The following is a 25,592-nucleotide window of genomic DNA, read 5'->3' as shown; positions in this document are numbered from 1 at the left end:
TGCAGTCGACTTTTCTCTATGAGCGGATGAGCTCTCCATATTCATCGACCTGCAAGTAGTTCAGACTAGGCCACATCAGTGCCGTCAGACGCCCGCCTGGGTTGCCACAGTCGGTGTCAATCTGAGCTCCGCCCGGTCCGATCCTAGGCACCCTGCCGATCGGCCTATGAGCTGAGATCGCGTACTTTCTTGGTGGTGTTTTCCAAGGGCTGTGCCTCGCGATGAGCTCGTGCGTCTCGTAGGTTTCCTCGAGACCGCGCAGCAGAGCGGCGTCCTCCTGTGGCAGCGCAGCAACGAACTCCGGGAACACGTCTGGACCGACGGGGCGCTCGATATACGAGCGAATGGTCATTGCCCCACCCATCTTCAGGAAGGGCGCGAGATCCTCTCTCGCCAGCGCATCGAGCAGGGCGACTTCATGGTTGCCCCGGAGGAGAGTCACCCGGTCATCGTCCGCGATCTGTCGGAGCATCGAGATCACGTGCGCCGACTTCGGGCCCTTGTTGATGTAGTCGCCGAGGAACACGACCCTCTCGACGGGATGAGTTGAGATCAAGGGCCACATGCCCAGAAGGGCTGCTATGTTGCCGTGCACGTCCCCGACGAACGCGGTCTGACTCTTCATAGAAGAATCTTCTCCACTTCGGCATACATGGAGCCGTGACCAGTTGAACCGAGCGCAAGGAACGCTGCCGAGAGCAGGTCGCTTGGTCGACCCCATTCGTTCACGATCGTTGCCTCCAGAGACCCATGAACGTTCTGCGCAAACTCACCAAGGAGTTTCTCCAGCCGTCGTAGACACTCCTGAAGATGCTCCTCTCTTGGGGCGACCTTCTGCCGTGAGGCGAGTAGTTCCACGAGTTCCGGGTCGCTGTGGCGGTCCGCAATCTCGCGTACTGAGAAACACGGCCGCCCGCTCGCGATCGCTTGCGCGTAAAGACAACTCCGAAGGAGATAGCGCGCGTGGCGAAGGAGACCGGGCAAGTACTTCGGTAGGTCCCGATCCGGTGTGCTGAAAAGAACTGACATGCGTGCGGCGCGGGAGAACAAACGCTCGGTGTCAACATCGCCCATACTCGCAACGATTGGGGCGATGTGTGCGTTCGGATCCCAAACGACTTTCGAGTCGCGCCTCAGATGAGCGCCGAAGAGACTGCCAACGCCTGTCTCGAGTTGGACAGGAGTGTAGTAACTGACGCTGACATCGCCAGCGTTCAATGACGGGCGTGAGAAGGGTACGAGGACAAGCAGGTCCAAATCTGACCCGGGCACCGCATCTCCGCGCGCTTGACTGCCGTAGACGAGAACCGCCTGCGCATCTGAGGGCAATCGCGGTACAGAGCGCGACAAGGCCTGTGGCACGCCGATGTGTCGGAGCGCCGCGTCGATCGACACCATCATCGAGGGTGTCGATCGACCGAGCGATAAAGAATCAGGTTGGTCCGGCCGTCCGCCTGCGGTGGACATGAGACGAGCTTACCCAGCCGCATCCCACCGCGCTCATGGCCCACTTGGCCGTATCCGAGCAAGCCTCAAGGTCGTCAACGAGTTCTGATTCGTCGAGCGGATGAAAGTTTTGGGCGCGTTGGCGTCCTTGCGATGACCGTGCCCGCTCCGTGATCACATTCGGCGGATCGTCGCGAGTGCCTCGTCGAGTGTGTGGAGCGCGAGGAGGACCTGGATCGAGCGGCTGAATATCAGGCTGTCAAACATGGCGTCGTCGGTCTTGGGTATGACAGAGCGGGATACCACCCAGGCGGCCGCTGACTCGATGCCCACGTCGTCGCTGAACATGTGTGCGGCGACCTCGTTGCGGATCTTCACGAGCGTCTCCTTGAAGGAGCGGTCGTCGGCGATGTTTCGGATGCTCGCCTTATAGACATTCTGTGCGGCGGTGAGCTCGCCGATGTCGATGAAGTCAGCGAATCGACCGGTCTGTGCGCGTGCGGTGCGGTGTAGGTCTCCCAGGACTCGGTAGACGCCCTCGATGCTCTCGCGGAGGACGAGGGCGAGGAGTTTCTCGGTCGTGACCCGCGCAGCGGGGTCTGCGGCCATGGCGCGCAGCAGCACGCGCATGTCGACGTCGATCTGGACGATGAAGAACCGAGCGGCTGCGTATGCCTTCACAACCGCGGCCTCGTCGCCGGCGCCGGCGACACTCTCGACGTCGCTCGCCCGGTGCTCGAGTGCTTCGACGGCGAGCGGAATCGTGCGGTCGAAGCCCGCCACGCTGTCGGCATTGGATGGCGGCTGGCCGGGGATACTCATGGTCTCAGCGTGGCATCGAACGTTCGGAGGTGAGGAACTGCTGTCGCTATTGCTCTTAAAGTTAAGGCATGAGTGGGCTGTTGGTGCATGGACCCCGGATGATCGGCGCGCGGCGGCAGCTGTCGATCCCGCGGCGTGTGTTGGTGTCGGCGGGGATCGATGTGCCGGGTCGGGTTCGATTCGAGGTGACCGATGGGGTGGTGTGTGTGCGTCGCGCGGAGGAGGGTGAGGAGGGTGCTCAGATGGTGTCGAAGGTGGGCCAGCTTGTGACTCCGCCCTGGGTGATGCAGACTCTCGGGGTTGGTGTGGGCGCCGCAATCTATGCTCGGCCGCGGACTGACGCCGTCGTGGAGGTCCTGGCCGGGTCTCGTCTGCAATTTGATCTGGAGGGGGCGGCATGAGCATCACGAACGTGCTGCAGACTCCTCGCCGGAGCACTGCTGATCGCGCGTGGGGTGAGCTCGAGTTGCGGGATGCCGCGGCCGCTCGCGCGACGACGACGATGTTGCCGGGCGCGGCGGTGCTGCCGTTGACGACGTTCCTCGACGCGAACGTCTATCCGGTAGTGGTCTGGGACCGGCGTGCGTTGTCGTTGCGGCTGAGCAGGATGGATGGCCCGGCAGTGTCGACGGATGCTGTGCGTGACCTGCTGGATGCGGGATCCCCGACGGTGCTGCGGGTCGCGGCGATGATCGGCGTGGGCGCGCCGACGCCGACGCGACGGGCGTTGCGGCCGCTGCGGTCACTGGCCAGGACGATCGGGATGTTCCCGGCGTTCCCGCGCCGGTCCCCGCTGGTCGCGGAGGAGTTCGACGCGCAGGGGACGGCGCTGGTCGCGTGCGACGGGACGAGCATAGAGGTGTATGTAGGCGGCGATGCCGGCGTGCGGGCGGGCTCGGTGTTGAGCCCGTTGTGGCGGCGGGTGTACGAGGAGAGGTTGTTCGAGTGGGCGATCCGGTCGGATGCGCTGCCGTGCGCGTTACCGGCCGTCGAGAGCCTTCACCCAGGAGTCGAGTGAGCGGGCAGGAGCCCAGCGGACGTCTTCCATCTCGACCTGGATCTCGGAGTGCAGGGTCTGGGCGTTCATCGCCTTCTCGCGGAACGACTTGAGGTTCTCCTCGCGGGTTCCGGAGAGCAGGTTCGCCGCGAACGTGGCGATCGAGCCGATGCTGTGCTCGGGTGCGGTGTGCTCGGTGACGTGGTCGAAGACCGCGCCGCCTTCGCAGATGTTGCAGTCGCACCAGAAGTAGTCAGCGGGGACCTGCGCTGCGACGAGCGGGAGCCGCTCGAGCAGGTGGTAGGACATCAGCCGCGGGACCAGCACGGAGGTTCCGGGGCTGCGGCCGCCGCCCTTGGATGGCCAGATGTGGCGGAGCGTGCTGCTGGTGCCGACCGCGCCGAACCGGGCGCCGGCGGCGACCGCGGCGACGGCGGAGAGATCGGTGCGCAGCAGCGCGATACTCACTGATGAGCCCAGCACGTGCAGCAGGCCGCGAACGGCGTCGACGGCGCCGAACGGGTCGGTGCTGTGTTCGAGCGCGAGGGCGACGGGGACGCCGGCGCGGTCGATCGCGGCGCGCAGCTGGTCGGCGGAGTTCTTCAAAATGAGGGACTCGATGGGCAGCATCGTCATCACGGTCCCGGGTGTCTGGCTCGCAATATCTGCGCCGCGGCCGAGCGCGAGGTCGACCCGCGCGATGTGCTCGAGGCTGATGTAGCCAGTGTCGGTGAGCGCTACCGGCGCGCCGTGGTCGAGCTGCCAGGTGACCCATTCCAGGCTGAGCGGGGCGTCACCGGTGGCGCGGTTCTTGCCGGAGTAGCGGTTCGCGTCGAACAGGATCCGCGATTCAGGGCCGGCGATGGAGCGGTGGGTGGTGAGCAGCTTGTCGGCGGCGGCGATCTTGTTGCCGCCGGCGACGGTGTATAGGGCGGTGATCCCGGCGTTGCGGCTGAACGCGGCGACGCGGTCGACCTTGGACTGCGGGGCGTGGATGAGGATGGCGCTGTCAATGCCCGTCCCGGCGGGAACCGGGGCGGGATGGTGCCCGGAGGGCGGGATGAGATCGGTCATGTCGCGGCTCCCAACGTGATCGGAACGAGGTTCTCGGGTTGCGCGTTCTCCCCGAGGTAGTGACGGCGGAAGCCGTCTTCGGTCATGCCGGCCAGCCGGGCGATGTCGGCGACGCTCTGGTGGCGGATGTTCTTGTGGGCGTTGATGATCTGGGTGAGAGTGGACGGGGTCTCGACGGCGACGTCGCCGGGTTCGCTGTTGCGCCAGCCCATCTGGCCGAGGCGCATGTTGAACTCGCGGTATTGCCGGTCGGTGATGATCTCCAGGTCGTAGGCGCGGCGGATCAACGCGCCGATCGACATGCCCCACTTCTCCTTCAGGGTCAGCAGCCGCCGGAATTCTCCGGTGCGGAGCCCTGCCAGGTCGGGGCGGATGCTGTCGGAGGGCGCGAGCATCTCGCCGGCGAATTTGTTGGCTTGGTCCTCCTGCTCGGAGCCGGGGATGTCGTGCATGAGCAGGTGCCCGAGCTCGTGCGCGACCGTGAACCGGAGCCGGTCGGGGGCGAGGCCCTTGGTGACCAGCATCATCGGGAACCGGGACTGGTCGCCGGGCCAGGTGGAGACGGCGTCCTGCCCAGGGGTCGAGAGGGGGCGTTCGATCACGATGATGCCGGCGGACTCGACGATGCCGACGAGGTTGCGGATCGGTCCGTCGCCGAGGTCCCAGCGTTCCCGGAGCCGGCGGGCGACCTCACGGGGATCGCCGTCCAGGCCGATTGGGTCACGAAGCAGGGTGCGCTGCGGCTGCGGCGCGATCCCGGTGAGCAGTCCTTCCATCGTGAGTCGGGTCAGGTGGGTGAGTGCTTCGATGCGTCGCATCGTGCGGACCGTCATCGTGCTCGCCCGGCGGCGGTGGTGCAGGCAGCTGATCGCGAGGCCCGGGACGGTGGGCTGCTCCTCGAGGATCTCCGGCGGGCAGTCCAATGCCTTCACGAGCGCATCCCGGCGATCCTGGGTGAGCTCCAGCGCCCCGGTCTCCAGCCGCGAAATGACGGCCTGCGACACGCCTGCCTCACGTGCCAGTTCGGTCTGGTTCCAGCCCTTCGCCTCACGCAGCAGCGTGATCATCGAAATCGCCGCATCCGCCATCAGTCACCTCCGTGCCGAATCTAGCATAAGAAGTGCGTCGTTTGCCGGGCATTTTCGCCGCTTGGTTTGACAGTGATCTCCAGGTGGCGAGTCCTTGTGCGCGGTGCGGGCTCCCCCCTGGCTGCGAGACGGATTGTCGGCGATGCCTATCTTGCTGCAGTTCTCCGACATCGCGCCCGAGATCACTGTCCTGATTTGCGCACGAGTGGTGGCACAGATCCCGGAATGTGGAATGCTGGCAGGTTGCTCTCGAGGAGGTGGCCATGACGGAGGAGTCGTCAGCGCTGGTGGAGTTCCTGTTGTCCCGGGTCGAGGAGGATGAGAGGATCGCGGATCACGTCGCGTCGGTGTCGCCGACGACTGACTCAGGATTCTGCGTGTGGGCAACGCAGTTCGCGTTCGATGCGGAGCGGATGATCGTCGCTGTCGACTATCAGCGCGTGTTCGCCGAGTGTGCTGCCAAGCGCCGGATCATCGACGCCTTCCTCACGGCCGCGCCCGCCCAGGCGAAGACGCTGAAGGTGGTGCTGCGGGAGCTCGCGTCCGCCCACGCTGATCACCGCGATTACCGAAACGGTTGGCGAATCTAGCGATGTCTAGCGATGTCTAGCGATTTCCTAGACTCCGCTAGATCCTCTCGTTCCGGCTCATCCCGTCGAAGTCGATCCGAAGAGGACGGCGGGCTTTGTGGTGTGGGGCGTGCCGCGATTTCGTCACCGGCGCTGCTGATGAGAACTTTCTCAACCTGCCGCGAGGGGAAGCGCGCAGTGTCGTACATATGAGGGATCGTGGTGACTATGAGCTGACCCAGGATCGCGAGGATTGCCATGACCGGTACCGATGAGCTCGGAGAGCATTCGTCGTCTGATGGTGATTTTTCCGTCCACGCTTGGGCAGCACAGCAGGCCAAGCTGGTCGACCAAGATCGGATCAGTGCCGAGGAACGGGTAGACCGTCTCGCGGGTGACCGTGATCTGGCCGCCGCTCTGCGCGCCGAGGGGTTCGCAGGTCGCAACTACGACTTCTTCGCAGCGGAGATTGCGAAGTACGGGTGGGCCGTTATCTGCGGATGGATCTTCAAGGGACAGATTCGAGCCGAGGTCGCACGAAAGGGGTTCGGTGCGCTGGAGCCCGAACCTCGACTGGGCGCAATGATCGACGACGCCGAAGGGCTGGCTGACGAGACGGTCGTGCTGGCGTTGCGGGCGTTCCGAGATAACGTCCTCGTCCCGGGAATGTGGGACCCCGCTAAAGGCGCTTCTCTTCGGACGTTCTTCGTGGGCCAATGCCTCAGACAGTTCAGCAACGTCTATAAGCGGTGGCGACGGGAGGAGTTGCGCTCCTACACGGAGCCGCAGGCGCCGCCAGCGACGGCGGAATGGGCGGATGAGTTCGAGGATGGGCCGTCGACGCCGCTCGCCCCGGATGCCAGCGAGGCCGCCCAGGTGCGGGACGAGCTGCGCCGCGCGTTTGGGAAGATCACCGATGAGCGCGTCCGCTCAGCCTTCTACCTCAGTGTCACGCACGGCTTCACACATGCGCAGATCGGGGAGAAGCTGGGGATGACCGCGAAGGCGGTCGAATCCGCGATCGCGCGAGCACGTCAGCAAGTACGAGAGAACCTGGAGTCGGCATGAGCGATCAATTTCGGGGCAAGGTCGAAAGGTCATCCTTCGGCACGCAGAGCGCGAAGGCAGCGCGGCGATCCGTCCCCGCCAGCAAAGCGCAGTCCCTCGTCTCCCGATCGGCGGCGAACGCCATCTCGTCGAAAAACTTTCGCGGCCGCGAGGGGAAGTAGCCGCGGTCGTACATATACCGAGGTGTCGGGATCACAACAGAAAAGAGCCGCCCCGCGGGAACGGGACGGCTCACAAGCCCTGAGAGTGTCAGGTCTCATCCAGAGCACTGACTGTACCGGAGTTGGCAGCCGCACACGAGCGGCGCTCCGTCTCACGGCACCCGGCACAAACAGTTAGGAGTTCCTGTGGGAACTGTACGTCGCTCTGCATCCACCGGTCGTTTCGTCACCAAGGCCGCCGCGGCCCGCTGGCCCGGAAAGACCACCACCGAACGTGTCGGCTCCGGCACGAGCAACTCGACCACGGTGCACCGCTCCGCGTCGACGGGCCGGTTCGTCACCGAGTCCACCGCCAACCGCAACCCCGGAGGCACGATCAGCCAGCGCGTCTGATCTGATCCCGCAAGAGGGCCTGCACGTTCACTCGTGCAGGCCCTCTCTGCGTGCGAGCTGATGACGTTCAGACGGTGACCGATGCCGATCGAACTTCCCGCTCCCACGCTTGGGTGGCGACCTGCACGGCGTCCCACGGGGAGCCCAGCGGGGGCGTGTAGGAGAGGTCGAGGTCGCTCATCCCCGCGACGGTCATGCCGTGGTGCAGGGCAGTGGCGTAGGTGTCGACGCGCTTGGAGATCTCAGCGCCGCGGGCGCCGACGAGCTGCGCGCCGAGGAGGCGACCGTCTCGGGTGTCGCCGGTGATGCGGATGCTGATGGGGGTCGCGCCGGGGTAGTACCGCTTGTGGTCGTCCGCGATTGCGGTGTGACTGAGCGGGGCGTAGTCGGCGGCGGTGGCCTCGTGGTCGCGCAGGCCCGTCCGCGCGGCGACGACATCGAAGACCTTGACGACCTGTGTTCCGAGGCTGCCCGCGAAGCGGGCGTTGCCGCCGATCGCGTTCTCGCCGGCGACGCGGCCCTGCTTGTGGGAGGTGGTGCCCAGCGGGAGGTAGGTGACGCCGAGGAGGCGGTGGTGGGTGATCACGCCGTCGCCAGCTGCCCACACGTTGGGCAGACCGGTGCGCATCTGCTCGTCCACGACGACAGCACCGCCCGCTCCTGTCGCTGCGCCGGCCGCGGTGAGGAGGCTGGTGTTGGGTCGCACACCGACTACGACGAGCACGAGGTCGGCGCTGCGGCAGAACGGGTCGCTGTCGCGGGTACCGGTCACGGTGAGGCGCCCGTCGTCGCGGGTGACAGCGTGGATGCGGGTGCCGGTGAGGACGTCGACGCCGTGGCGGGTGAGTTCGTCGTGGACGAGGGAGCCCAGTTCGGGGTCGAGAGTGGAGAGCACTTCGGGACCGCGTTGGAGCTGGGTGACGTGCAGGCCGCGGACGGTGAGCGCTTCGGCCATCTCGAGGCCGACGTAGCCGGCGCCAACGATGATCGCCGTTTCGGGCTGCTGCTCATCGAGGTAGCGCTCGAGCGCGAAGGTGTCGCCCATGGAGTGCAGCAGATGCACCCCGTCGTCGGGGCCAAGCTGGTCGAGCCCGGCGATACCGGCGGTGGAGGGCGATGCCCCGGTGCCGACCATGAGGGCGTCGTAGCTGATCGTGGATTCCGTGCCGGTGGCGTCGCGGACGGTGAGCGCGCGGGCGTCAACGTCGATTCCGGTGGCGAGGGTGTTGAGACGCAGGTTCATGCCGGTGGCTTCGAGGTCGGCGTGGGTGCGGTGGGCGAGGGACTGCCAGGGCTGCACCTCGCGGGAGAAGTAGTACGGGATGCCGCAGATGGAGAAGTTCGGGTAGGCGTCTGCGACGACGACGGTGACGTCGACGGAGGGGTCGAGTTCGCGGGCGCGGAGGCCAGTTGAGATGCCGGCGTCGCTTCCGCCGATGGCTACAAGGTGCACGGGGTGCCTTTCAGGACGTGGTGTCGGAGTACGTGGGGACGACGACCTCACCGGCGGTGCGGGCAGCGGTCGGGTACAGAACGAGCAGCAGCGCGAGCCCGAGGGCGGCGCCAACGAGTTGAGCGAGGATGAACGGGACCACGGATGCGGGCGCGATGCCGGCGAAGGTGTCAGTGAACATGCGCGCGATGGTTACGGCGGGGTTGGCGAAAGATGTGGAGCTGGTGAACCAGTACGCCGCCCCGATGTAGGCACCCACCGCGGCCGCGGTCACCGACCCTTTCCCGGTGCGGGCGAGGGCGAAGATCAGCAGCACGAGACCGGCAGTTGCGACCACCTCCCCGACCAGGTGCCCACCGGTCGCACGGTCGTTGCCGGAGAGCATGGGGGCGGTGTCAAACATGACCCCCGCCAGGATGGTGCCGGCGATGCCGCCGAGAACCTGCGCCGCGACGTAGGGCGTGAGATCCCGCAGGGGCAGGCCGGTTCCCGCTCGACGTCCGAGCAGCCAGTCCGCGATCGACACCACGGGGTTGAAGTGTGCCCCCGAAACCGGGCCGAACATGAGGATCAGCACCGTGAGCCCCAGAGCGGTGGTGAGGCTGTTTTCAAGCAGCTGCAATCCCACGTCGGTGGGCGAGAGGCGTTGCGCGGTGATGCCCGAGCCGACCACAACGGTAACGAGCAGGCCCGTTCCCACGAACTCCGCGGCAGCGCGGCGCAGCACGTGAGGTCGGGTGTCCGGAGTGTGGGAGAGGTCGGTGGTGTTCATGTCGGCCCCATCTTGACCCGCGCTAGGTATTTCAGTCAAGATTGAATCAATGAACATCGAACGAACTGACATGGTGGAGGCGCGCGCCGCCCGGCACGCCGCCCTTGGCGATCCGTCGCGCCTGCGGATCGTCGATCTCCTGACACTGGGCGACCTGTCTCCCTCCGAAATCGCAACAACGCTCGGCATGCCGGCGAATCTCGTGGCCCATCACCTGAACGTGTTGGAGGGGGCAGGCATGGCCTCCCGGTCGCGGTCGGAGGCTGACAAACGGCGCAGCTACGTCCGCCTCACAGAAACCGCTCTCAAGGGCCTCGTCCCGGGACGAGAAGAACGAGCAAGCCGCGTGGTCTTCGTGTGTACAGCCAACTCGGCCAGGTCGCAACTTGCGGCGGCGCTGTGGTCAACGCACAGCACCATTCCTGCCGCCTCCGGTGGCACCCATCCCGCCGCTCACATCGCCCCCGGTGCGATCGCCACCGCTGACCGTCACGCGCTCGATCTTCCCCATGAGGCGCCGAGGGCGTTGGAGACGGTGCTGACGTCATCAGATTTCGTTGTCACCGTTTGCGACAACGCTCACGAAGAACTGCACGTGCCCGGGCGTCTGCACTGGTCGATCCCCGATCCGGTGCGAGTGGGCACCGACGCCGCCTTCGACACCGCCTATGACGAGTTGGAGCGCCGGATCGCGGAACTCGCTCCCCGACTTGTCGCATCCTGACCACCTGAGAGAGAGCACCCGTGACCGATCACTCCCCCACCGTCTTGTTCATCTGCCAGCACAACGCTGGCCGCTCCCAGCTCGGAGCCGCCATTCTCGAACACCTCGCCGGCGACAGGTTCACCGCCACGTCGGCGGGACTTTCGCCCGCCGATGAGGTGAACCCCGCCGTGGCCGCCACCGTGGCGGAACTTGGCATGGACATCACGAACCGGACGCCCCGCGCGGTCACGGACGATGACCTCGAGCAGGCGGACATTGTGGTGTTGATGAAGCCGGGCCTGGCCCTCCCGTCGACCCCGCGGGGCGAGGTCTTGGAGTGGTCCTTCCCCAACCCGGAAGCCTGGGACGCCGACGCCGTGCGCCCGCTGCGCGAAGCCGTCTCCGAAAAGATCCAGGCGACGCTCCTCACCCGCTGAGCGCGAGGGGGCGGGACGCCACAGCATCCCACCCCTCTTCCCTCAGTTGGTCAGACGGTGGCCGGAGCGCGGCCGATCTGTAGAACTTGCGCCGGCGGGGCGCAGCACGCGCCACCCAGGGGTGCCCCGGAAGCGTCGAACAGGCCCGCGCCACCGCATACGCCCGTGTCGGGCAAGGTCAGTTCGATGCGGCGTGCGGCGTCGTGGTCTCCCGCGAGCTCGGCGGCGACGCTGCGTACTTGCTCGTAGCCGGTGAGAGCCAAGAAGGTCGGAGCGCGGCCGTATGACTTCGCTCCAACGAGGTAGAAGTCAGGTTCAGGCTGGGCGAGGTCAGCGGCGCCGGTGGCGGCGACCGACCCGCACGAGTGTACGTTCGGGTCGACCTCCGCGGCGATGCGGACCGGCGCTTGCAGCGTCGGGTCCAGCTCCAGGCGCAGTTCCGACAGGAACGACAGGTCGGGCCGGAACCCGGTGAGCACGACGGCTCGGTCGGCGGTGAGCGTGCGGCCGTCCTCGGCGACGAGCACGGGACGATCGCCCTCACGCGCGACGCGCTCGACACGGAACCCGGTCACCAGCGACACGAGGCCAGCGTCAACGGCCTCTTTCGCTTTGATCCCGAGCGCCCCGCGGGCAGGGAGTTCGTCGGCGTCCCCGCCTCCGAAGGTGTTGCCGGCTGTTGCACGCCGCAGCGCCCAGGTCACGGTTGTCGACGGGTCGCGTCGAGCCATGCGGGCCAGGGCCAGCACAGCGGTGATGGCGGAGTGCCCGGAGCCGACGATGACGGTGTGCTTCCCCTCGAACCCTGCGCGATCGCGGAAGTCGGGGATGCGGTACGAGAGCAGGCTGGCGGCGGCTTGCTCGCCCAGCGCGGGGAGGCCGTCCGCTCCCGCGGGGTTGGGTGTCGACCAGGTGCCGGAGGCGTCGATGACCGCGCGCGCTTGGACCCGGTAGGGCTCACCCTCGGTGGGCTGCACGTGCACGGTGAACGGCTGGTCACCTCGACCGGCGTCCACGAGCCGGTCACGCCCCAGACGTGACACCCCCGTCACGCGAGCGCCATAGGTGACTCGCTCCCCCAGCGCATCCGCGAGGGGCGCAAGGTACTTCTCCACCCACTGCGCGCCGGTCGGATACCCCGTAGCTGGTGCCGTCCATCCGGTGCGGTCGAGCAGGCGTGCGCTGGCGGTGTCGACGAGTTCGGACCAGTCCGAGAACAACCGTACGTGCCCCCATTCGGAGACTGCGGCCGCGGGCGTGACACCTGCTTCGAGCACCATGACCGGGACGTCTCGTTCGGTCAGGTGTGCAGCGGCGGCGAGGCCCTGGGGGCCAGCGCCGATGATGACGACGGGCAACGTGGCGACCATCAAACTCTCCTCCTCGTATCGACGACTGTCGATGAGTAGAGAGTCTTTGATGTATCGACAAATGTCAATACGAGGGGCAGAATCGTCTCATGCCGACCCCGTTGCCTGTTCTGCCGTCCGACGACACCGTGACGTGCTGCACGACTGCGGCGGCATCGGCACTGAGCGTGGAGCAAGCGGATGCGGTGGCGCGCACGTTCAAGGCACTGGGCGATCCCACGCGCGTGCGCCTCCTGTCGCTCATCGCGGCATCCCGAGATGGGGAGGCGTGCATCTGCGACCTCACCGAGCCGGTGGGGCTGTCCCAGCCCACCGTGTCGCACCACATGAAGCTCCTGGTCGACGCGGGCCTTGCCACCCGTGAACAGCGCGGACGCTGGGCCTACTTCCGTGTCGTCACCGACGCGCTCGACACCGCTGTTCGAGCCCTCCAACCATGACCGCCCTCACCATCCGCCCCATGCGGGCGGATGACTGGCCGTCCGTGGAATCGATCTACCGCGACGGCATCACCACCGGCAACGCGACCTTCGAAGCCGAGCCGCCATCCTGGCAAGACTTCGACCGCGGCAAGCTTGCGGTCGGTCGTCTCGTCGCCGTTGACGGTGACGACGTCGCGGGGTGGGTTGCCGCTTCCCCCGTGTCGACCCGCGAGGTGTATCGCGGGGTCGTCGAACATTCCGTCTACGTCTCCCAGCACGCCCTAGGGCGCCGCGTCGGCTCCGACCTCGTAAGCGCGTTCCTCCGCGACGCCGACGCCGCCGGCATCTGGACCGTCCAATCGAGCATCTTCCCCGAGAACCCCGCCAGCCTGACCCTGCACGAGCGCGCCGGCTTCCGCCGCGTCGGAACACGCGAACGCATCGCCCTCATGACCTACGGCCCCTGGGCCGGCCAGTGGCGCGACACCGTCCTCATCGAGCGGCGCCGCCCGCAGTAGAAATGGCGCAAAACGATCGATCCTGCGCCATTCGGGGGTTGGATCAACTACGTGCCAGAGTCTCGCGGGTCGGCACGGCGGAAAACCCTGTTGCGAAAGTCGTCCTGGTGCGGGGCGGCACCAGGCCCCTCTGTGAAGGTGAAGTGTGGTCGTGTTCGGGGCGGTAGCGGGGCGAAGATGGAGGCTGTGCCTACCGCGCGGTCAGATCTGGCGGATGCGAAGGGAGGAGGGCTGATAGCTCCACGCCCAGCACCTGCGAAATTGCAAGCAGCGTCATGAGGCGTGGGTTGGCGGCCGAGTCTGGTCGGGACTCGCCCTTCTCGAGCTTCTGAAACGTGTACCTGCTGAGGTTTGCTTCGTATGCGACCCGGTCTTGACTGTACCCAACAGCGAGCCGCTGACGCTGAATGTTTGTTCCAATCTCACGGACGTATGCGCTCCAGTCAGAGCTCGGGTCCGGATCAGCGCGCACCTTCTCAGGCTTGCCGCGAAGCCTCCTCAGGTAGGCCTAATCGGTATGGCATTCTCTTGCCTATGGGCTTCGATCTTGTCGATGTAGGCGGCTTCCAGATGGTCGCGCGCGATCCCTTTCTCGAGGCCCTGATCGCGATCGTCTCGGAGCCCAACGGTCTATCGACCGCGCAGCATGCGTACGAGGCGGCGCGCGACTGGTGGGATGAGCATTCGCAGGGGCCGACACCTGCCGAACTGCTGAATGCGATGTTCGAACCCCACGACTGGCTGACCGTCATCGCAGATCAGGAAAGACCACGCGGCGATCAAGAGGCGCACCTCCAACTACTGCGCGACTGGCTGCTTCTCTACTGGTGTCGGACCGGCGCGATCAGCTTCACCGCCGGCGTGGGTGAAGTCGTGCGACCCGGCAGCCTCGCACTAGCCCAGCCTGCATCGTGACGAATTGATCCGGGCGGTGTGGGGGGCTGAGGGGGAGGTGGTGTCATGAGCGAGAACCCGACGGCGATGGATATCGTCCGACGCGCCCGCAGCGGTGAGATGTCGCAAGACGAACTCGTCGCGACGCTGTCGAAATGGCAGTTCGAGCCGACGTACCGCACAACGGGTTTGACCGATGACTGGGAAGCACGGCCCAATAGCTTTGACGCTGTCGAGTACGCCTACCTCACCGGAGTGCTGGATGACGACGCCTACCATTATCTCTTCGAAACCCTAGGTCGGTATCGATAACCATCTGCTTGCACGGGTGGTGCGACCTCCAGCCGCAGTTGTCCGCGCCCCATGCATCGAAGCCATGTCCCGATTGCCAGTCCTGTGAACGGAGGCCTGATGCAGAACGCTGAAACGTCAGACGGATCGGATCGCCTTTACACGCTCGCCGAGGCGGCCGTAGAGCTACAGCGAATCGCCGACGCGCTATTCGATGACCCGAGCGATGCGCCTGAACAACTTCTCGCCGTGCTCGACGACCTCTACCCTTCTTGCAATGACTCCTGGCGCGAAGAAGCGGACTCTGAGGCAGAGTCGGAGTAGTCGCAGTAGCCGTCCAGGCCCGCCGCCTACTTCGGCCGTCGATAGCGACCAGAGCAGTGCGGGCAACCCCCGACCGGCCGAGCGGCTGTAGACCGCCGCCTCCCAGCGATGACCAGCCGCGCACTGCCAGGCAACCCTTCTGCCCGAGTGGGGAAGTACTTCCTGTGGCCTCATCTCATTTGAGGCGTACCGCTCGGATAGCTGACGCGCATCGCTCCGGTCGGCTTGACCGATCGGAATCGCGTGGTGGTGGTCAGACTGCGGAGTGGGACGAGACCCGCTGCTTGCCGTTCGAACGGCAGCGCGGGCAGCCAACGCCGTGCGAGCGACTCGCGACGGTCGCCTCCCACGAGTGCCCTCGAGCGCAGAGCCACTTGACCTTTCGAAGCGTGAAGGGCTTCACATCGGTTGGCCTCAGCGCGTTGTCGGGGCTCCACTCCTTCGCGATCTCGGGGCTAGCGGAGGCCAAATCTGTCTCGCCGGCGATGACTCGATTGCCGGCGCAGTATGGGCAGCCTCGGCCGTTCGATCGCTTGTGAGGCGTCGTCTCCCAGGTATGTCCTCTCGCGCATCGCCACGTCGCCTTGGTCCTCGACTTTGGGAGCACCTGATCCGGGCGAAGTCGATTACGCGTATCCCACTCGGCGACGAGATCGGGGCGGACGGTGGCGAGATCGTTGTCGCCGGACAGCACGCGCTTCCGTGAGCAGTAAGGGCAGTTCTGTCCAGCCAGGGTGCGCTTGTTGACCACCGCTTGCCAACCGTGACCGCAGGATGCGGTCCACCACGCCTTCTTGCTTGAGCCGATCCCGACCATTGTTGCGGCCAGGTCGCCGTTGCGTTCGTGGTCCCACTCGGCGGCGAGATCCGGTCGGAGCGTGACCAGGTCAGTCTCGCCGGCGATCGCGAAGTAGCCAGAGCAGTACGGACATCCCGCGCCGAGTCTCGTCCGGTTCCGAATGGTCGCTGTCCACACGTGGCCCTTTGAGCATTTCCAGGTCGCCCGGCGGGCGGATTGAGCTCCGACGTGGTCGGGGTTTCCCGCGTTGGCGCCGGGGGAGTCGTCCCATTCGGCTGCGACGGCGGGATTGCGCGTGCGGAGGTCGTTGTGCCCGGGCCAGACAGATTGACCCGCGCAATAGGGACAGCCGGACTGTGCGCGGGTCGCGATGACTGCTTCCCAGGAGTGGCCGGCGTCGCAGACCCACCAAGCGCGCTTGGACGTGCTCGACGCCTCCCAGGGGTCCAAGCTCGGGTCGTTGCGCGCCCAGTCCCACTCGGCGACGGCCTGTGGGCGACGCTGTATCCATCTCGGATACGGCGCTGCAGCGTCGACGATCTTGGGAGTGTCAACGAGATCCATCGGCACATCCAACGGTTCGCGACGGGTTTCGCGGCGCACACGGCGCGTCGGTCTGAGCCACAAGACGATCCGCTCCACCAGGACCTCACAACTGTCGACGTCAACGGGGAGGGATCGTGCAATCTCGCGCCGAAGAGTTGCGGGGGACTCGGAGCTCCAGCCGTCGATGGTGGCTGTGTCGGACAGAGTAGTCATGAGGGCGACAATCAGCGGGTATTGCTCCGCACGTGCTCGGACCTCGGGGCCTTCGTCCTCAGTTGCGGCGCCATCCGGGTGCTGTCTACGGGATGCGAGCTGGGCACTGTCCCTCACCATCTCCCACACACGGGCGTGCAACCGGGCACTCACGCGACCCAAGGCGACCATGCGCCGAAACGTGCGCTCAGCCTTCGCTTGGATGCGGTCGTAGACAACAACGAGCTGGGTTTCCGGAGTGCTGCCCGGCCCCGTCCACACCATCTGCCCAGGGTGGCGCAGGCACCAGTTCTCGCGGTCGTGGGGAATCTGTTCGACTCGATCGCCAGCGGCGCAGAGTCGACAGAGGAACCGAGGGTGATACTTCACGGCTTGGTCGGGCTGGGCGATGCGCCGGAGCCGAAGATAGTGGCCGGGGGCGCGTCCCGCGGCAGCTTCCACCGTGACCGCTGCTGCGGCCTCGTTCTTCCACACTCGGTAGATGTACGGCTGCGCCGGGGAGGTGAGACCTCTTTCGACGTCCTGGAAAGGAATGCCCGCGGCTTGACATTGGCGCTGGGCGTATGAGCGCGGTGACTCTAGTCGATGCCACTTGGGCCGGATCGGCCACGCTCGGATGTCGGTCACGCGGCATCGACCAAGTCTTCGAGTTTCACCCTATGGCGGATCGGAGTAGTGTGCCGGATTCCATCCAGGACAGCGAACAGCTGCTGTTTGGTGACCTCTTCGTGTTGACGGAAGTGGTCGTCGAGGATTGACGCGACTAAGCGCTCGACCACCATGGCAAGCACTGCGAGTCGCCCTCGAGTCGCTTTGTGGAGTGAGAGGGCGTTGCGGGTGAGCAGGCCTGGGACGTGACCACAGAGGGGGAGGTTTCGGTCGAAGGTTGCCACCCAGAGAGTCCACAGCGCGAGTCCCGCGTCGTTCTTGATGTTCACTTCGCGCAACTCGACCATGTCGCATCTCATGGTGACCTGCATGCCGTGACCCGATCCGAATGCCGTGCCGCTGCCGAGGTCGATTCCCACCAGGGCGACTGTCGTCGTCGACTCGTTCTGCAGTGCCTTGATGACGCTGGACGGCTCTTTTCCTCCCAAGTGGTGGGCCTCATCGATCACAAGCAGCTTGGTTCGATGGGCGCGGAGGAGGTCCACCGCGAGCACTCGGAGTACATCTGTATTGCTCGATGCGGCCACGGTCGCCGTCGGCGCCAGGAACCGGATGATCTGCGTCAGCAGCGACTTCCCCGTTGCGTTCTCCGTCATCTCCACCCAGACAACCGGCACCTCGCCGTCGATGCGGTAGTTCGGGGCGTGCTTTGCGTGATCATTCTCGACGGATCGGGCGAGGAGGAGGGCGAGCTCGGTCTTCCCGTAGAACAGTGGGGCTGAGATCATCAGCCCGCGGCGTGAGTTCTTGCGTCGCGGGTTCGATCGGATGAGTCGCGCCAGAATGCGTGTACTGAGATCCTGCTCTGGGGTTGGCACCCTTAAGGTCAGGCGCACGAAGTCATCCCGCGCCTGATCGTGGAGCTCGCGTTGGTCCGCAGGTAATGTTTGGTAGTCCGCGAACGAGATCGAGGGGGGCGCTGCTGGCAAGGCGAAGAGCGCCTCGCGCAGGCCAGGGAGTGTGGTCTTGCTCGCGTGCTCTAGCACCAGGGCGTCGAGGGTCACGCGCGGAGATCTTTCACTGTGACGATGTCGTAGCGCGACGAGCTCCAGTCGATGTCGTCGATGCTGATCGGTACGGTCCCCTCGGCGAGCTCGAACGCGACGGGTTCTACGGGCGGAATTGCGGCCTTGCCGAGCCCAGATGAAACTCCCTTGAGTTGGCGGCTTCGCTCTCGCTTGTCGTTGCGCGCACGCCGTTCGATGTCGTCAAGGAGCTCAGCCGTCATCGGCGTCTCGCCCGGTGCACCGGTTCCAAAGCGCTCGACCAGCCGGATCTCGGTCTCGGACGCCATCCACGCACTCCGATCGTCGATCCCCTTGTCCCAGCACTCGATCCATTCTTCGGTTTCGGGGTGCTGGACCCAGACGGCATTGTCGTTGCAGGGATCGAAGCGGATAGAGAACGTGCGCGCCTGTCGCGAGCCGGCAGGAGCACCTGAGAGCGAGCGATTTCGAAGGTCCGCCAACAGCGGCGAGTCGTACTTACGGTTCCGGAACTCGATCCCTTCGTCGCTGATGATCCGACCTTCGGAGGGGAGGAGAGCAAGGAAGTCCTCCGCTCGGAACGGAAGCTGAACTCCGGGTCCGACTTCGAACAATGCCGCGTACATCTGGTTCGGTGTCCACTCGCGACCCGGGAAAAGCGGAGAGCGCAGTCCGCCGTGCTGCTTGTTCAGGAAGACCGTCGTAATCCAGGCATCGAAGGCGAGCCGGACCGAATCCAGCGTGAGAGTCGGATTGTCGTGCTTTCCGCGGTTAGCGACCGAGTTACCCGTCGAGCCGGTCAACCACTGCGCGAAGTCGGTCGATGTCGTGCCGAAGTTTCGCTCGACGTGGGGCTTTGTGGCCGGAGCGTTCGGTGGGGCGAGAACGAGCGTGATCCCGAAGGCTCGACAGGCGGCCTCGAAAGTTGCTGACCGGAAGTCGGCGCCGCCGTCGACGGTGATCGCGTGCGGAAAGATCCATGGCACGGCGAGCGACTCGTCGTCGAGGTAGGGATTGATCCTCTTCATCAGCTTCACGGGGAGCGTCGCTGAACCCGAGAGCGCAGCCGCGGATGAGCCAGGTACAGCCCTGCGTCCGACAATTGCTCTGGCCAAGAGCAGCGCGTGATCGAACCCGTTCGGGCGGTTGGCGTGGATTGCCCACGCCAACGGAACTCTGCTTGCGACGCAGAAAAGCGCGGTCACGATGGGGCGGAACTCGTTGCCCTTCTCATCCCACACCTGGACGTCCAGCGTCGTCGAGTCGATTTCGCACACCTGTCCGAGTCGGTGGGAGTTTCCAGAGAAGTACTCTCGGTCCGGACTGTTCGAGGTGTTGCGGCGCGTCGTCGCCTTCGCGAAGCTGTACCGGCCAGCATCGCGCTCGTTGATGTAGGTCTGTAGCGTCGTGGCTTTCACGTCGCAGATCGCATCGCCCGGATACATCGCCTCCAGCCTGCGCCGGACTAGGGCGGCGCGGTGACGGCGACTGCTCGTGTGCAGGTTGATTCGATCGTCGAGCTCGCGGTCGATGACGGCGATGAGGCGAGGATCCGCCTTGCTGATCACTAGCCGCTTCTGACCCTTCGGGTGCAACCGAGCATCTACGCCGGCGACACCTTCCGACTCGTACACCTTCCAGTAGTTGAACAGCGCTTTGCGGCTGCGCGCGAGAGATGTGCCCGCCAACTCCGCGACCTTCGCAGAAATCCGCTGCTCCTGCGTCGTTTGGGTGAGGTCATACCCCGGACGCGCCCCGACCGCGTTCGGGTCCATAGGCACGCCACGGAAGACCTCCAGCAGATGCTTCTCCATGTCGAGCACGTCAGGCGGCCAGTCCCCTGAGGTGGGGCGAAGTGGCGTACTCGAGTGTCGACGAGCGGTGCCAGCGAAGGCGATGAGTTCGGGCATCGAAATGACGAGCCAATCGTCCTCGGTGCCGTCGCGGCGAAGTGCTGCCTCCACGCCTCGGCGCACCCGCTCCCACACCCACAGTTCCCCATCTATCTCGATCTTGGCGCCGAGCTTGAGCTTGTATTCTTCGTTGGTCATGCCGCCGCTCCCGCCAATGCCGCTTCGGTTGTCGTGTAGACCGTCTCGCTGCTGAACACACCACCGAGATCGACGTGAAGGAGTCGGCGCCATGCAAGGTTGTCGACCCAGGCGCACGCCAGTGGCGGGCAGTCGGGAGAAGCGATCTGACAGAGATCGCCGCGGCTTCGGCCCCCGCGTGCCGCGCTCAGGATGAGCACTTCGGTCTCGCGGCCAGGTCGGCACCGGTCGTGTCGAGACGCAGACAGGCTGTCGAGATTGCCGGTCGCACGCTTGTCGTGGCCCGTCAGCACTCGGTAGCGCCACCCGAGCGCATCGCAAGCGGTGGCAGTCTCAGCGAACTGAACGCGCGCCGCGTCATCGACCCGGTCGGCAGGACGCACATCGAGCAGGCCGTATGAGCCATCAGTGAAGAGCGCCATCAGGTCCGGGAAGTGCGAGTACCCCGACAACCGCGATCCGTGCCCGAAAGTTATCGCCATCGGCTGCGCCCAGAGTCGTTCCACCTGTCCGCTGTACTCCAGCCACAGGACCTCCCAGCGCTCCTCCTGGGACTCGCACCACACATGGGTTCCTGTTGGTTGCCAGAAGTACAGGCTAGGCGTGAATCTGAAGCGGAGGCCCTTCGATTTACGCAAGGGCAGGGGATCGATCGCCGCCCAGTCTCGGTCACCAAGGTCGCGTCCGATGACCGCGTATTCGTGCTCGCCGGGCTTGCGATGTGCATTGTCGTCCGGGCGCGAAATCCAATGCAGCTCGGTGGACGATGTGCGGCGTCGGGGAACGATCTGCTGAGGTCCAGCTACTGGGAGCACCCGCATCACCTCTCGCAAGCGAAATCGGTGTCTGACGTTGCGAGGACGATGGGCTGATCGGAGCCCCCATCGCTCCTCTATCCAGTTCCGATGTTCTTCCGCAGCGAAGAACATCCCGTCGTCGTCATCGGCGTGTCGTGACACTCGATGTCATTCGACCGCCTGCCTGTGTCACGCAAGCCCGGGTTGTGTCATCGCAACGCGTTCCCGACAGACGTGTCTTGTCGTCGTGGATTCGCTCTGCTAACTTGCAACCAAATGGTTGAACAACAGAGCGACGCCGACATCGACCGGGTCTTCCACGCCCTCGCCGATGCCACGCGGCGCGACATCGTGCGGCGCACGCTCGTGACCGAGCAGTCGGTGACGCAGCTCGCGGCGGCCTACGCGATGTCGTTCGCGGCGGTGTCGAAGCACATCGCCGTGCTGGCCGAGGCGCGGCTGATCACCAAGCGGGCGGAGGGGAGGGTGAGGCTCGTGCGTGCCGACCCCGCCGCCCTCGCCCGGGCGCAAGAACTGCTCCGCTCGTACGAAGACCTCTGGCGCGGCCGGATCGACCGGCTCGACGCGCTCCTCGCACAGTCCGACGCCCCGGCATCCACCCCACCCACCGAGCCCTGAACCGACGAAGGAGTCCGTCATGCCCGTCACATCCGTCGAGAGCGACGCCGAAGCGCTCACCATGACCCTGGTCGCCGACTTTCCGGTCGGTCCCGAGCGCTTGTGGGCCGTGTTCACCGATCCGCGCCAGCTCGAGCGTTTCTGGGGTCCTCCGGGATGGCCGGCCACGTTCGACGCCTTCGACTTCCGCGTCGGCGGGCGGGCGAAGTACCACATGACTTCGCCGCAGGGGGAGCGGGCCGGCGGCGCGTGGGAGTTCACCGCGATCGACGAGCCCCGCGGCTTCGAGGCGATCGACTCGTTCGCCGACGAGAACGGCGACCCCATCGAGGGGATGCCGTCGATGCGCATGGTCTTCACCTTCGAGGGGACTCCCGAGGGCTCGCGGCTCACGAACGTCAGTCACTTCGCCTCGGCCGACGCCCTCGAGCAGGTCGTGGCGATGGGGGCCGTCGAGGGCTCGACCCTGGCGATGAACCAGCTCGACGCGGTGCTCCTCGGCTTGCGCGAGTTCGCGCAGGGCAAGGGCACGCAGCTCGAGATCCTCGACGATCAGCACGTGCGCATCACCCGACTCATCGACGGCCCCCGTGCGCTCGTCTGGCGCGCGCACGTCGACCCCGACCTCATGCGGCAGTGGATGCTCGGCCCCGACGGCTGGCGCATGAGCGTCAGCGAGGTCGACGTCTCCGTCGGCGGGCGCTACCGCATCGCTTGGGAACCCGAGGCGGGCACCGGAGGCGAAGGCTTCGGCTTCGACGGTGAGACCCTGCTCATCGACGAGCCCCGACGCATCGTGCAGACCGAGCACATGACCGGCACCGACTACCCCTCCACCACGAACGACCTGTCGTTCTACGAGGAAGACGGCGCAACCCTCGTCACGCTGCTGATCGAGTATCCGGATGCCACGACTCGCGACATGGTGCTCGCCACCGGCATGGTCGACGGCATGGAGCAGAGCTTCGAGCGGATGGAGCGCGTCGTCCTGGCGTGAGCCCGGCGGATGCCGCGGCGTCGGGGCCGCCTCCCCGCGACGCCTTCGTGACCGAGCCCAACCGCGGCGGCGCATGTCTCCTGCGAATCGCCGCCGAACCGCTGCGCGCGACGCGCGAGTGCGCGATCTGCAGGAGTTGTGCAGCGCCGCGACTATCCCCGGGGTAGACGAGCAGCGAGTGCGGCGGCGGGAGCGGTCCGGCGGGGGGCCTCACCCGCCGAAGCGACGGGGGCGATCGGCGTCAGCGCGCCGGCGCCGCCCGCCGCACCAGGTCGCGGATCTTCTGCTCGACCTCGGCCGTCACTTCGAGCACCGCGAAGGACACCGGCCACATCGGGCCGTCATCGAGCCGCGCCGTCTCGTCGAAGCTCACCGTTCCGTAGCGCGTCTTGAACTTCGACGCCGGCTGGTAGAAGACGACGACCTTGCCGTCTTTCGCGTACGCCGGAAAGCCGTAGAACGTCTTCGGGTTCAGGTGCGGCGCCTCCTCGAGCACGATGACGTGCACGCGCTCGGCGATCGCGCGGTCGACGCCCTCGAGCTTCTCGATCGCCTCGAGGCAGGCCTCGTTCTCCTTCTGCAGCTTCGCCAGGCCCTTCAGGCCCTTCATGGCCTTGAGCTCCTCGGCGCGCTGCTTCATCGCCGCGCGTTCTTCGTCGCTGAATCCGGTGGCCATGGCATCCGTCCTCTCGGGTCTCACGGCAGGGTAGCGCGCGTCGGGGCGGACGCATCCTCGGTGATGTGCGCAACCTCAGCCGGGTGCGGTCGTGGGCGACGGAGTTTGTGCGCATCGCGGAGGTTGTGTGCGGCCGGCGCGCGGTCGTCTTGCGGCGGGGCCGTCGGCAGGGTAGCGCGCGTCGGGGCGGACGCATCCTCGGTGATGTGCGCAACCTCAGCCGGGTGCGGTCGTGGGCGACGGAGTTTGTGCGCATCGCGGAGGTTGTGTGCGGCCGGCGCGCGGTCGTCTTGCGGCGGGGCCGTCGCCACGGGGGCCGCAAAGCGCGCGCATCCTCGGTGATGTGCGCAACCTCAGCCGGGTGCGGTCGTGGGCGACGGAGTTTGTGCGCATCGCGGAGGTTGTGTGCGGCCGGCGCGCGGTCGTCTTGCGGCGGGGCCGTCGCCACGGGGGCCGCAAAGCGCGCGCATCCTCGGTGATGTGCGCAACCTCAGCCGGGTGCGGTCGTGGGCGACGGAGTTTGTGCGCATCGCGGAGGTTGTGCGCGGCCCCGGCACGGAGGCTGTCCCACGCTCGCGCGTCCTCAGGCCTGCCGCAGCCCTTCCTCCAGTGCGACCCACGCCAGCATCGCGCACTTCACGCGCGCCGTGTACTTCGAGACGCCCGACAGGGCGGCGGCGTCGGCGAAGCGCTCCTCGTCGAGGGGGATCTTGCCGCGCGAGCGCAGCGCCTCGCGGAACTCCCCGATCAGTGCCTCGACGTCGGCGCGCGGCATCCCCTCGTCTCCGCCGTCTTCGTGCAGCAGCGCGACGAGCATGGATGCCGAGGACTGCGAGATCGAACAGCCCGCGCCCTCCCAGGTGACGGATGCCACGCGGTCGCCGTCGACGTCGACGCGGAGGGTGATCTCGTCACCGCAGATGGGGTTGCGCTGGTGCACGGTGGCGCTGTGGTCGCCGGGGTCGGCGAGACCGAAGCCGCGCCGGTTCTTGGCGTGGTCGAGGATGAGCTCCTGGTAGAGCGACTCGAGACCGCTCATGCGGAGACTCCCGCCGTGCCTGCGCCGCCGGCCGGGCCACCCGCACCCGTCGTAACCGCGGGAGAGGCGACGCCGAAGAACCCGCGAACCCCCGACACCGCGTCGAGGAACGTGTCGACCTCGGCCTCGGTCGTGTGGATCGCGGCGCTCGCGCGGACCGATGCCGTCACCCCGAAGCGACGGTGCAGCGGCTGCGCGCAGTGGTGCCCGACCCGCACGGCGACGCCGCGGCTGTCGAGGAACTGCCCCACGTCGTGCGCGTGCACCCCCTCGACCGAGAAGGCCTGCAGGGCGACGCGCTCGGCGGTATCCGTGTCTCCGAGCAGACGGATGCCGTCGATCGAGCGGAGTCCATCGCGCATGCGCCTCTCCAGCGCCGCTTCGTGAGCCCGGGCTGCGTCGAGGTCATGCGCACCGAGCCACCGCAATGCCGCCGCGAAGGCGACCGCCTGAGACACCGGCTGCGTACCGGGCTCGAAGCGCTGCGGGGGCGGCAGGTACTCGGCCTTATCAAGGGTGACGGTCGTGATCATCGAGCCGCCGAAGGTGAAGGGCGGCAGCGACTCGAGCACCTCGTCGCGGCCCCACAGGGCGCCGATGCCGTACGGACCGTGCACCTTGTGCCCCGAGAAGACGGCGAGGTCGACCCCGGATGCCGGGAGGTCGAGCGCGAGGTGCGGCGCCGACTGACACGCGTCGAGCACGGTCAACGCGCCGGCGCCGCGGGCGAGGGTGACGAGCTTGGCGACGGGGTTCACGATGCCGAGCACGTTCGACACGTGCGGGAAGGCGACGATCTTCGTGCGCTCGCCGATGAGGTCGGCCGCGGCGTGCATGTCGAGGGTGCCGTCGTCGAGCACGGGGATGTGGCGCAGGCGCGTGCCGGTGCGGGCCGCGAGTTCTTGCCAGGGGATGAGGTTGGCGTGATGCTCGGCCTCGGTCACGACGATCTCGTCGTCCTCGCGCAGGCGCCCGGCGTAGCCGAGAGACCCGGCGACGAGGTTGAGGCCGGCGGTGGCGCCGCTCGTCCAGACGAGCTGCTCGGGCTCGGCGCCGACGAACTCGGCGACGGTGACGCGGGCGTCTTCGAACAGCTCGGTGGCCTCGGCGGCGAGCGTGTGGGCGCCGCGGTGAACGGCAGAGTTCGCGCGCTCGAGGAAGTCGCGTTCGGCGTCGAGCACGGCGCGCGGCTTCTGGCTTGTCGCGCCGGAGTCGAGATAGACGAGCGGGTGACCGTCGATCTCTGTCTCGAGGATCGGGAAGTCGGCGCGCACGGCGTCGACGTCGAAGGGGAGTGTCACTGTTCCAGGCTACGGCGCACGGGGTGAGTGGGTGCCGTGAGAGTCACATAGCCCCATCGAGCTGACACCTCGTC

29 protein-coding genes and 1 pseudogene are annotated in these 25,592 nt (G+C 66.4%); 14 read left to right on the top strand and 16 right to left on the bottom strand.

Features of this window, described 5'->3' with window-relative positions:
- Positions 1-16: 16 nt before the first annotated feature.
- The 3 genes from QE410_RS15700 to QE410_RS15690 form a co-directional block, all read right to left on the bottom strand.
- Positions 17-625 (bottom strand): metallophosphoesterase, encoded by a 609-nt coding sequence (locus tag QE410_RS15700; RefSeq protein ID WP_307333721.1) that lies wholly within the window; start codon positions 623-625, stop codon positions 17-19.
- Positions 622-1,467 carry a nucleotidyltransferase domain-containing protein gene (locus tag QE410_RS15695; protein WP_307333719.1) on the bottom strand — a complete coding sequence of 282 codons (846 nt, stop codon included), beginning with the start codon at positions 1,465-1,467 and terminating at the stop codon, positions 622-624. The genes QE410_RS15700 and QE410_RS15695 overlap by 4 nt, the downstream gene beginning before the upstream one ends.
- A 153-nt stretch (positions 1,468-1,620) precedes the next feature.
- The gene (locus QE410_RS15690; RefSeq protein WP_307333717.1) at positions 1,621-2,229 is read right to left on the bottom strand and encodes a hypothetical protein; all 609 of its coding nucleotides are present in this window, start codon (positions 2,227-2,229) and stop codon (positions 1,621-1,623) included.
- A 107-nt stretch (positions 2,230-2,336) separates the two neighbouring features.
- Here QE410_RS15690 and QE410_RS15685 point away from each other — a divergent pair, with 107 nt between their 5' ends.
- Both QE410_RS15685 and QE410_RS15680 read left to right on the top strand, forming a co-directional pair.
- Positions 2,337-2,669: a hypothetical protein gene (locus QE410_RS15685; protein WP_307333715.1), complete on the top strand. Its 333-nt coding sequence runs from the start codon at positions 2,337-2,339 to the stop codon at positions 2,667-2,669.
- On the top strand, positions 2,666-3,286 hold the full coding sequence (locus QE410_RS15680; RefSeq protein WP_307333713.1) for a hypothetical protein: 621 nt from the start codon (positions 2,666-2,668) through the stop codon (positions 3,284-3,286). Before QE410_RS15685 ends, QE410_RS15680 begins: the two co-directional genes overlap by 4 nt.
- Here the strand turns inward: QE410_RS15680 and QE410_RS15675 are convergent.
- On the bottom strand, positions 3,248-4,339 hold the full coding sequence (locus QE410_RS15675) for a hypothetical protein (RefSeq protein ID WP_307333711.1): 1,092 nt from the start codon (positions 4,337-4,339) through the stop codon (positions 3,248-3,250). The two genes, QE410_RS15680 and QE410_RS15675, sit on opposite strands and share 39 nt — an antisense overlap.
- Positions 4,336-5,427: an XRE family transcriptional regulator gene (locus QE410_RS15670; protein WP_307333709.1), complete on the bottom strand. Its 1,092-nt coding sequence runs from the start codon at positions 5,425-5,427 to the stop codon at positions 4,336-4,338. Before QE410_RS15670 ends, QE410_RS15675 begins: the two co-directional genes overlap by 4 nt.
- Before the next feature lie 263 nt (positions 5,428-5,690).
- Here QE410_RS15670 and QE410_RS15665 point away from each other — a divergent pair, with 263 nt between their 5' ends.
- The 3 genes from QE410_RS15665 (at position 5,691) to QE410_RS15655 (ending at position 7,618) form a co-directional block, all read left to right on the top strand.
- Positions 5,691-6,017 carry a DUF6221 family protein gene (locus tag QE410_RS15665; RefSeq protein WP_307333707.1) on the top strand — a complete coding sequence of 109 codons (327 nt, stop codon included), beginning with the start codon at positions 5,691-5,693 and terminating at the stop codon, positions 6,015-6,017.
- A 237-nt stretch (positions 6,018-6,254) separates the two neighbouring features.
- Positions 6,255-7,064 carry an RNA polymerase sigma factor gene (locus QE410_RS15660; RefSeq protein WP_307333705.1) on the top strand — a complete coding sequence of 270 codons (810 nt, stop codon included), beginning with the start codon at positions 6,255-6,257 and terminating at the stop codon, positions 7,062-7,064.
- Positions 7,065-7,411: 347 nt separating this feature from the next.
- On the top strand, positions 7,412-7,618 hold the full coding sequence (locus QE410_RS15655; protein ID WP_295791396.1) for an ABC transporter ATP-binding protein: 207 nt from the start codon (positions 7,412-7,414) through the stop codon (positions 7,616-7,618).
- A gap of 67 nt (positions 7,619-7,685) precedes the next feature.
- Here QE410_RS15655 and QE410_RS15650 read toward each other — a convergent pair whose 3' ends face one another.
- Together QE410_RS15650 and QE410_RS15645 are read right to left on the bottom strand one after the other, a co-directional pair.
- Positions 7,686-9,071, bottom strand: a complete 1,386-nt coding sequence (locus tag QE410_RS15650) for an FAD-dependent oxidoreductase (RefSeq protein ID WP_307333702.1) — start codon at positions 9,069-9,071, stop codon at positions 7,686-7,688.
- Positions 9,072-9,081: 10 nt separating this feature from the next.
- Positions 9,082-9,843, bottom strand: a complete 762-nt coding sequence (locus QE410_RS15645; RefSeq protein WP_307333701.1) for an MIP/aquaporin family protein — start codon at positions 9,841-9,843, stop codon at positions 9,082-9,084.
- Between the two features lie 49 nt (positions 9,844-9,892).
- Between QE410_RS15645 and QE410_RS15640 the strand changes: the two genes are divergently transcribed.
- Entirely contained in the window at positions 9,893-10,567 is a 675-nt protein-coding gene (locus QE410_RS15640) for a helix-turn-helix domain-containing protein (RefSeq protein ID WP_307333699.1), read from the top strand.
- Between the two features lie 20 nt (positions 10,568-10,587).
- Positions 10,588-10,986: a low molecular weight phosphatase family protein gene (locus tag QE410_RS15635; protein ID WP_307333697.1), complete on the top strand. Its 399-nt coding sequence runs from the start codon at positions 10,588-10,590 to the stop codon at positions 10,984-10,986.
- 50 nt (positions 10,987-11,036) lie between these two features.
- On the opposite strand, the gene QE410_RS15630 is transcribed toward QE410_RS15635, so the two are convergent.
- A complete protein-coding gene (locus tag QE410_RS15630) occupies positions 11,037-12,389 on the bottom strand; it encodes an NAD(P)-binding domain-containing protein (RefSeq protein ID WP_307334579.1) in 1,353 nt (450 codons plus the stop codon).
- A gap of 56 nt (positions 12,390-12,445) precedes the next feature.
- On the opposite strand from QE410_RS15630, the gene QE410_RS15625 reads away from it, so the two are divergent.
- The 5 genes from QE410_RS15625 (at position 12,446) to QE410_RS15605 (ending at position 14,805) form a co-directional block, all read left to right on the top strand.
- Complete coding sequence (locus QE410_RS15625) at positions 12,446-12,796, top strand: helix-turn-helix transcriptional regulator (RefSeq protein ID WP_307333695.1); 351 nt, start codon at positions 12,446-12,448, stop codon at positions 12,794-12,796.
- Complete coding sequence (locus QE410_RS15620) at positions 12,793-13,296, top strand: GNAT family N-acetyltransferase (RefSeq protein WP_307333693.1); 504 nt, start codon at positions 12,793-12,795, stop codon at positions 13,294-13,296. The genes QE410_RS15625 and QE410_RS15620 overlap by 4 nt, the downstream gene beginning before the upstream one ends.
- 534 nt (positions 13,297-13,830) lie before the next feature.
- A complete protein-coding gene (locus QE410_RS15615; RefSeq protein WP_307333691.1) occupies positions 13,831-14,211 on the top strand; it encodes a hypothetical protein in 381 nt (126 codons plus the stop codon).
- Between the two features lie 45 nt (positions 14,212-14,256).
- Positions 14,257-14,502: a hypothetical protein gene (locus QE410_RS15610; RefSeq protein WP_307333689.1), complete on the top strand. Its 246-nt coding sequence runs from the start codon at positions 14,257-14,259 to the stop codon at positions 14,500-14,502.
- 99 nt (positions 14,503-14,601) lie between these two features.
- On the top strand, positions 14,602-14,805 hold the full coding sequence (locus QE410_RS15605; RefSeq protein WP_307333687.1) for a hypothetical protein: 204 nt from the start codon (positions 14,602-14,604) through the stop codon (positions 14,803-14,805).
- 78 nt (positions 14,806-14,883) lie between these two features.
- On the opposite strand, the pseudogene QE410_RS17180 reads toward QE410_RS15605, so the two are convergent.
- The 5 genes and pseudogenes from QE410_RS17180 to QE410_RS15585 form a co-directional block, all read right to left on the bottom strand.
- Positions 14,884-15,120, bottom strand: a pseudogene (locus tag QE410_RS17180) (zinc-ribbon domain-containing protein); the annotation flags it as partial.
- On the bottom strand, positions 15,059-16,837 hold the full coding sequence (locus QE410_RS15600; RefSeq protein WP_307333686.1) for a zinc-ribbon domain-containing protein: 1,779 nt from the start codon (positions 16,835-16,837) through the stop codon (positions 15,059-15,061). The gene QE410_RS15600 and the pseudogene QE410_RS17180, both read right to left, overlap by 62 nt.
- 149 nt (positions 16,838-16,986) lie before the next feature.
- On the bottom strand, positions 16,987-18,036 hold the full coding sequence (locus QE410_RS15595) for a TniB family NTP-binding protein (protein ID WP_307333684.1): 1,050 nt from the start codon (positions 18,034-18,036) through the stop codon (positions 16,987-16,989).
- Positions 18,033-20,069: a Mu transposase C-terminal domain-containing protein gene (locus QE410_RS15590; protein ID WP_307333682.1), complete on the bottom strand. Its 2,037-nt coding sequence runs from the start codon at positions 20,067-20,069 to the stop codon at positions 18,033-18,035. Before QE410_RS15590 ends, QE410_RS15595 begins: the two co-directional genes overlap by 4 nt.
- Entirely contained in the window at positions 20,066-20,884 is an 819-nt protein-coding gene (locus tag QE410_RS15585) for a hypothetical protein (protein WP_307333680.1), read from the bottom strand. Before QE410_RS15585 ends, QE410_RS15590 begins: the two co-directional genes overlap by 4 nt.
- A 258-nt stretch (positions 20,885-21,142) precedes the next feature.
- On the opposite strand from QE410_RS15585, the gene QE410_RS15580 reads away from it, so the two are divergent.
- Both QE410_RS15580 and QE410_RS15575 read left to right on the top strand, forming a co-directional pair.
- Positions 21,143-21,505 carry a helix-turn-helix transcriptional regulator gene (locus QE410_RS15580; RefSeq protein ID WP_307333678.1) on the top strand — a complete coding sequence of 121 codons (363 nt, stop codon included), beginning with the start codon at positions 21,143-21,145 and terminating at the stop codon, positions 21,503-21,505.
- Between the two features lie 19 nt (positions 21,506-21,524).
- On the top strand, positions 21,525-22,502 hold the full coding sequence (locus tag QE410_RS15575; RefSeq protein ID WP_307333676.1) for an SRPBCC family protein: 978 nt from the start codon (positions 21,525-21,527) through the stop codon (positions 22,500-22,502).
- 241 nt (positions 22,503-22,743) lie between these two features.
- Here the strand turns inward: QE410_RS15575 and QE410_RS15570 are convergent, their stop codons facing one another.
- The 3 genes from QE410_RS15570 to QE410_RS15560 all read right to left on the bottom strand — a co-directional run bounded on the left by QE410_RS15570 (position 22,744) and on the right by QE410_RS15560 (position 25,518).
- Positions 22,744-23,178, bottom strand: a complete 435-nt coding sequence (locus QE410_RS15570) for a hypothetical protein (protein ID WP_307333674.1) — start codon at positions 23,176-23,178, stop codon at positions 22,744-22,746.
- 583 nt (positions 23,179-23,761) lie between these two features.
- A complete protein-coding gene (sufU, locus tag QE410_RS15565) occupies positions 23,762-24,217 on the bottom strand; it encodes a Fe-S cluster assembly sulfur transfer protein SufU (protein WP_307333672.1) in 456 nt (151 codons plus the stop codon).
- On the bottom strand, positions 24,214-25,518 hold the full coding sequence (locus tag QE410_RS15560) for an aminotransferase class V-fold PLP-dependent enzyme (protein ID WP_307333670.1): 1,305 nt from the start codon (positions 25,516-25,518) through the stop codon (positions 24,214-24,216). Before QE410_RS15560 ends, sufU begins: the two co-directional genes overlap by 4 nt.
- Between the last annotated feature and the right edge of the window lie 74 nt (positions 25,519-25,592).

It is taken from the genome of Microbacterium sp. SORGH_AS_1204 (genome assembly GCF_030818935.1).
Classification (GTDB): Bacteria; Actinomycetota; Actinomycetes; order Actinomycetales; family Microbacteriaceae; genus Microbacterium.
Note: the sequence above shows the minus strand (reverse complement) of the source record. Positions and strands in the feature narration are given on the sequence as shown.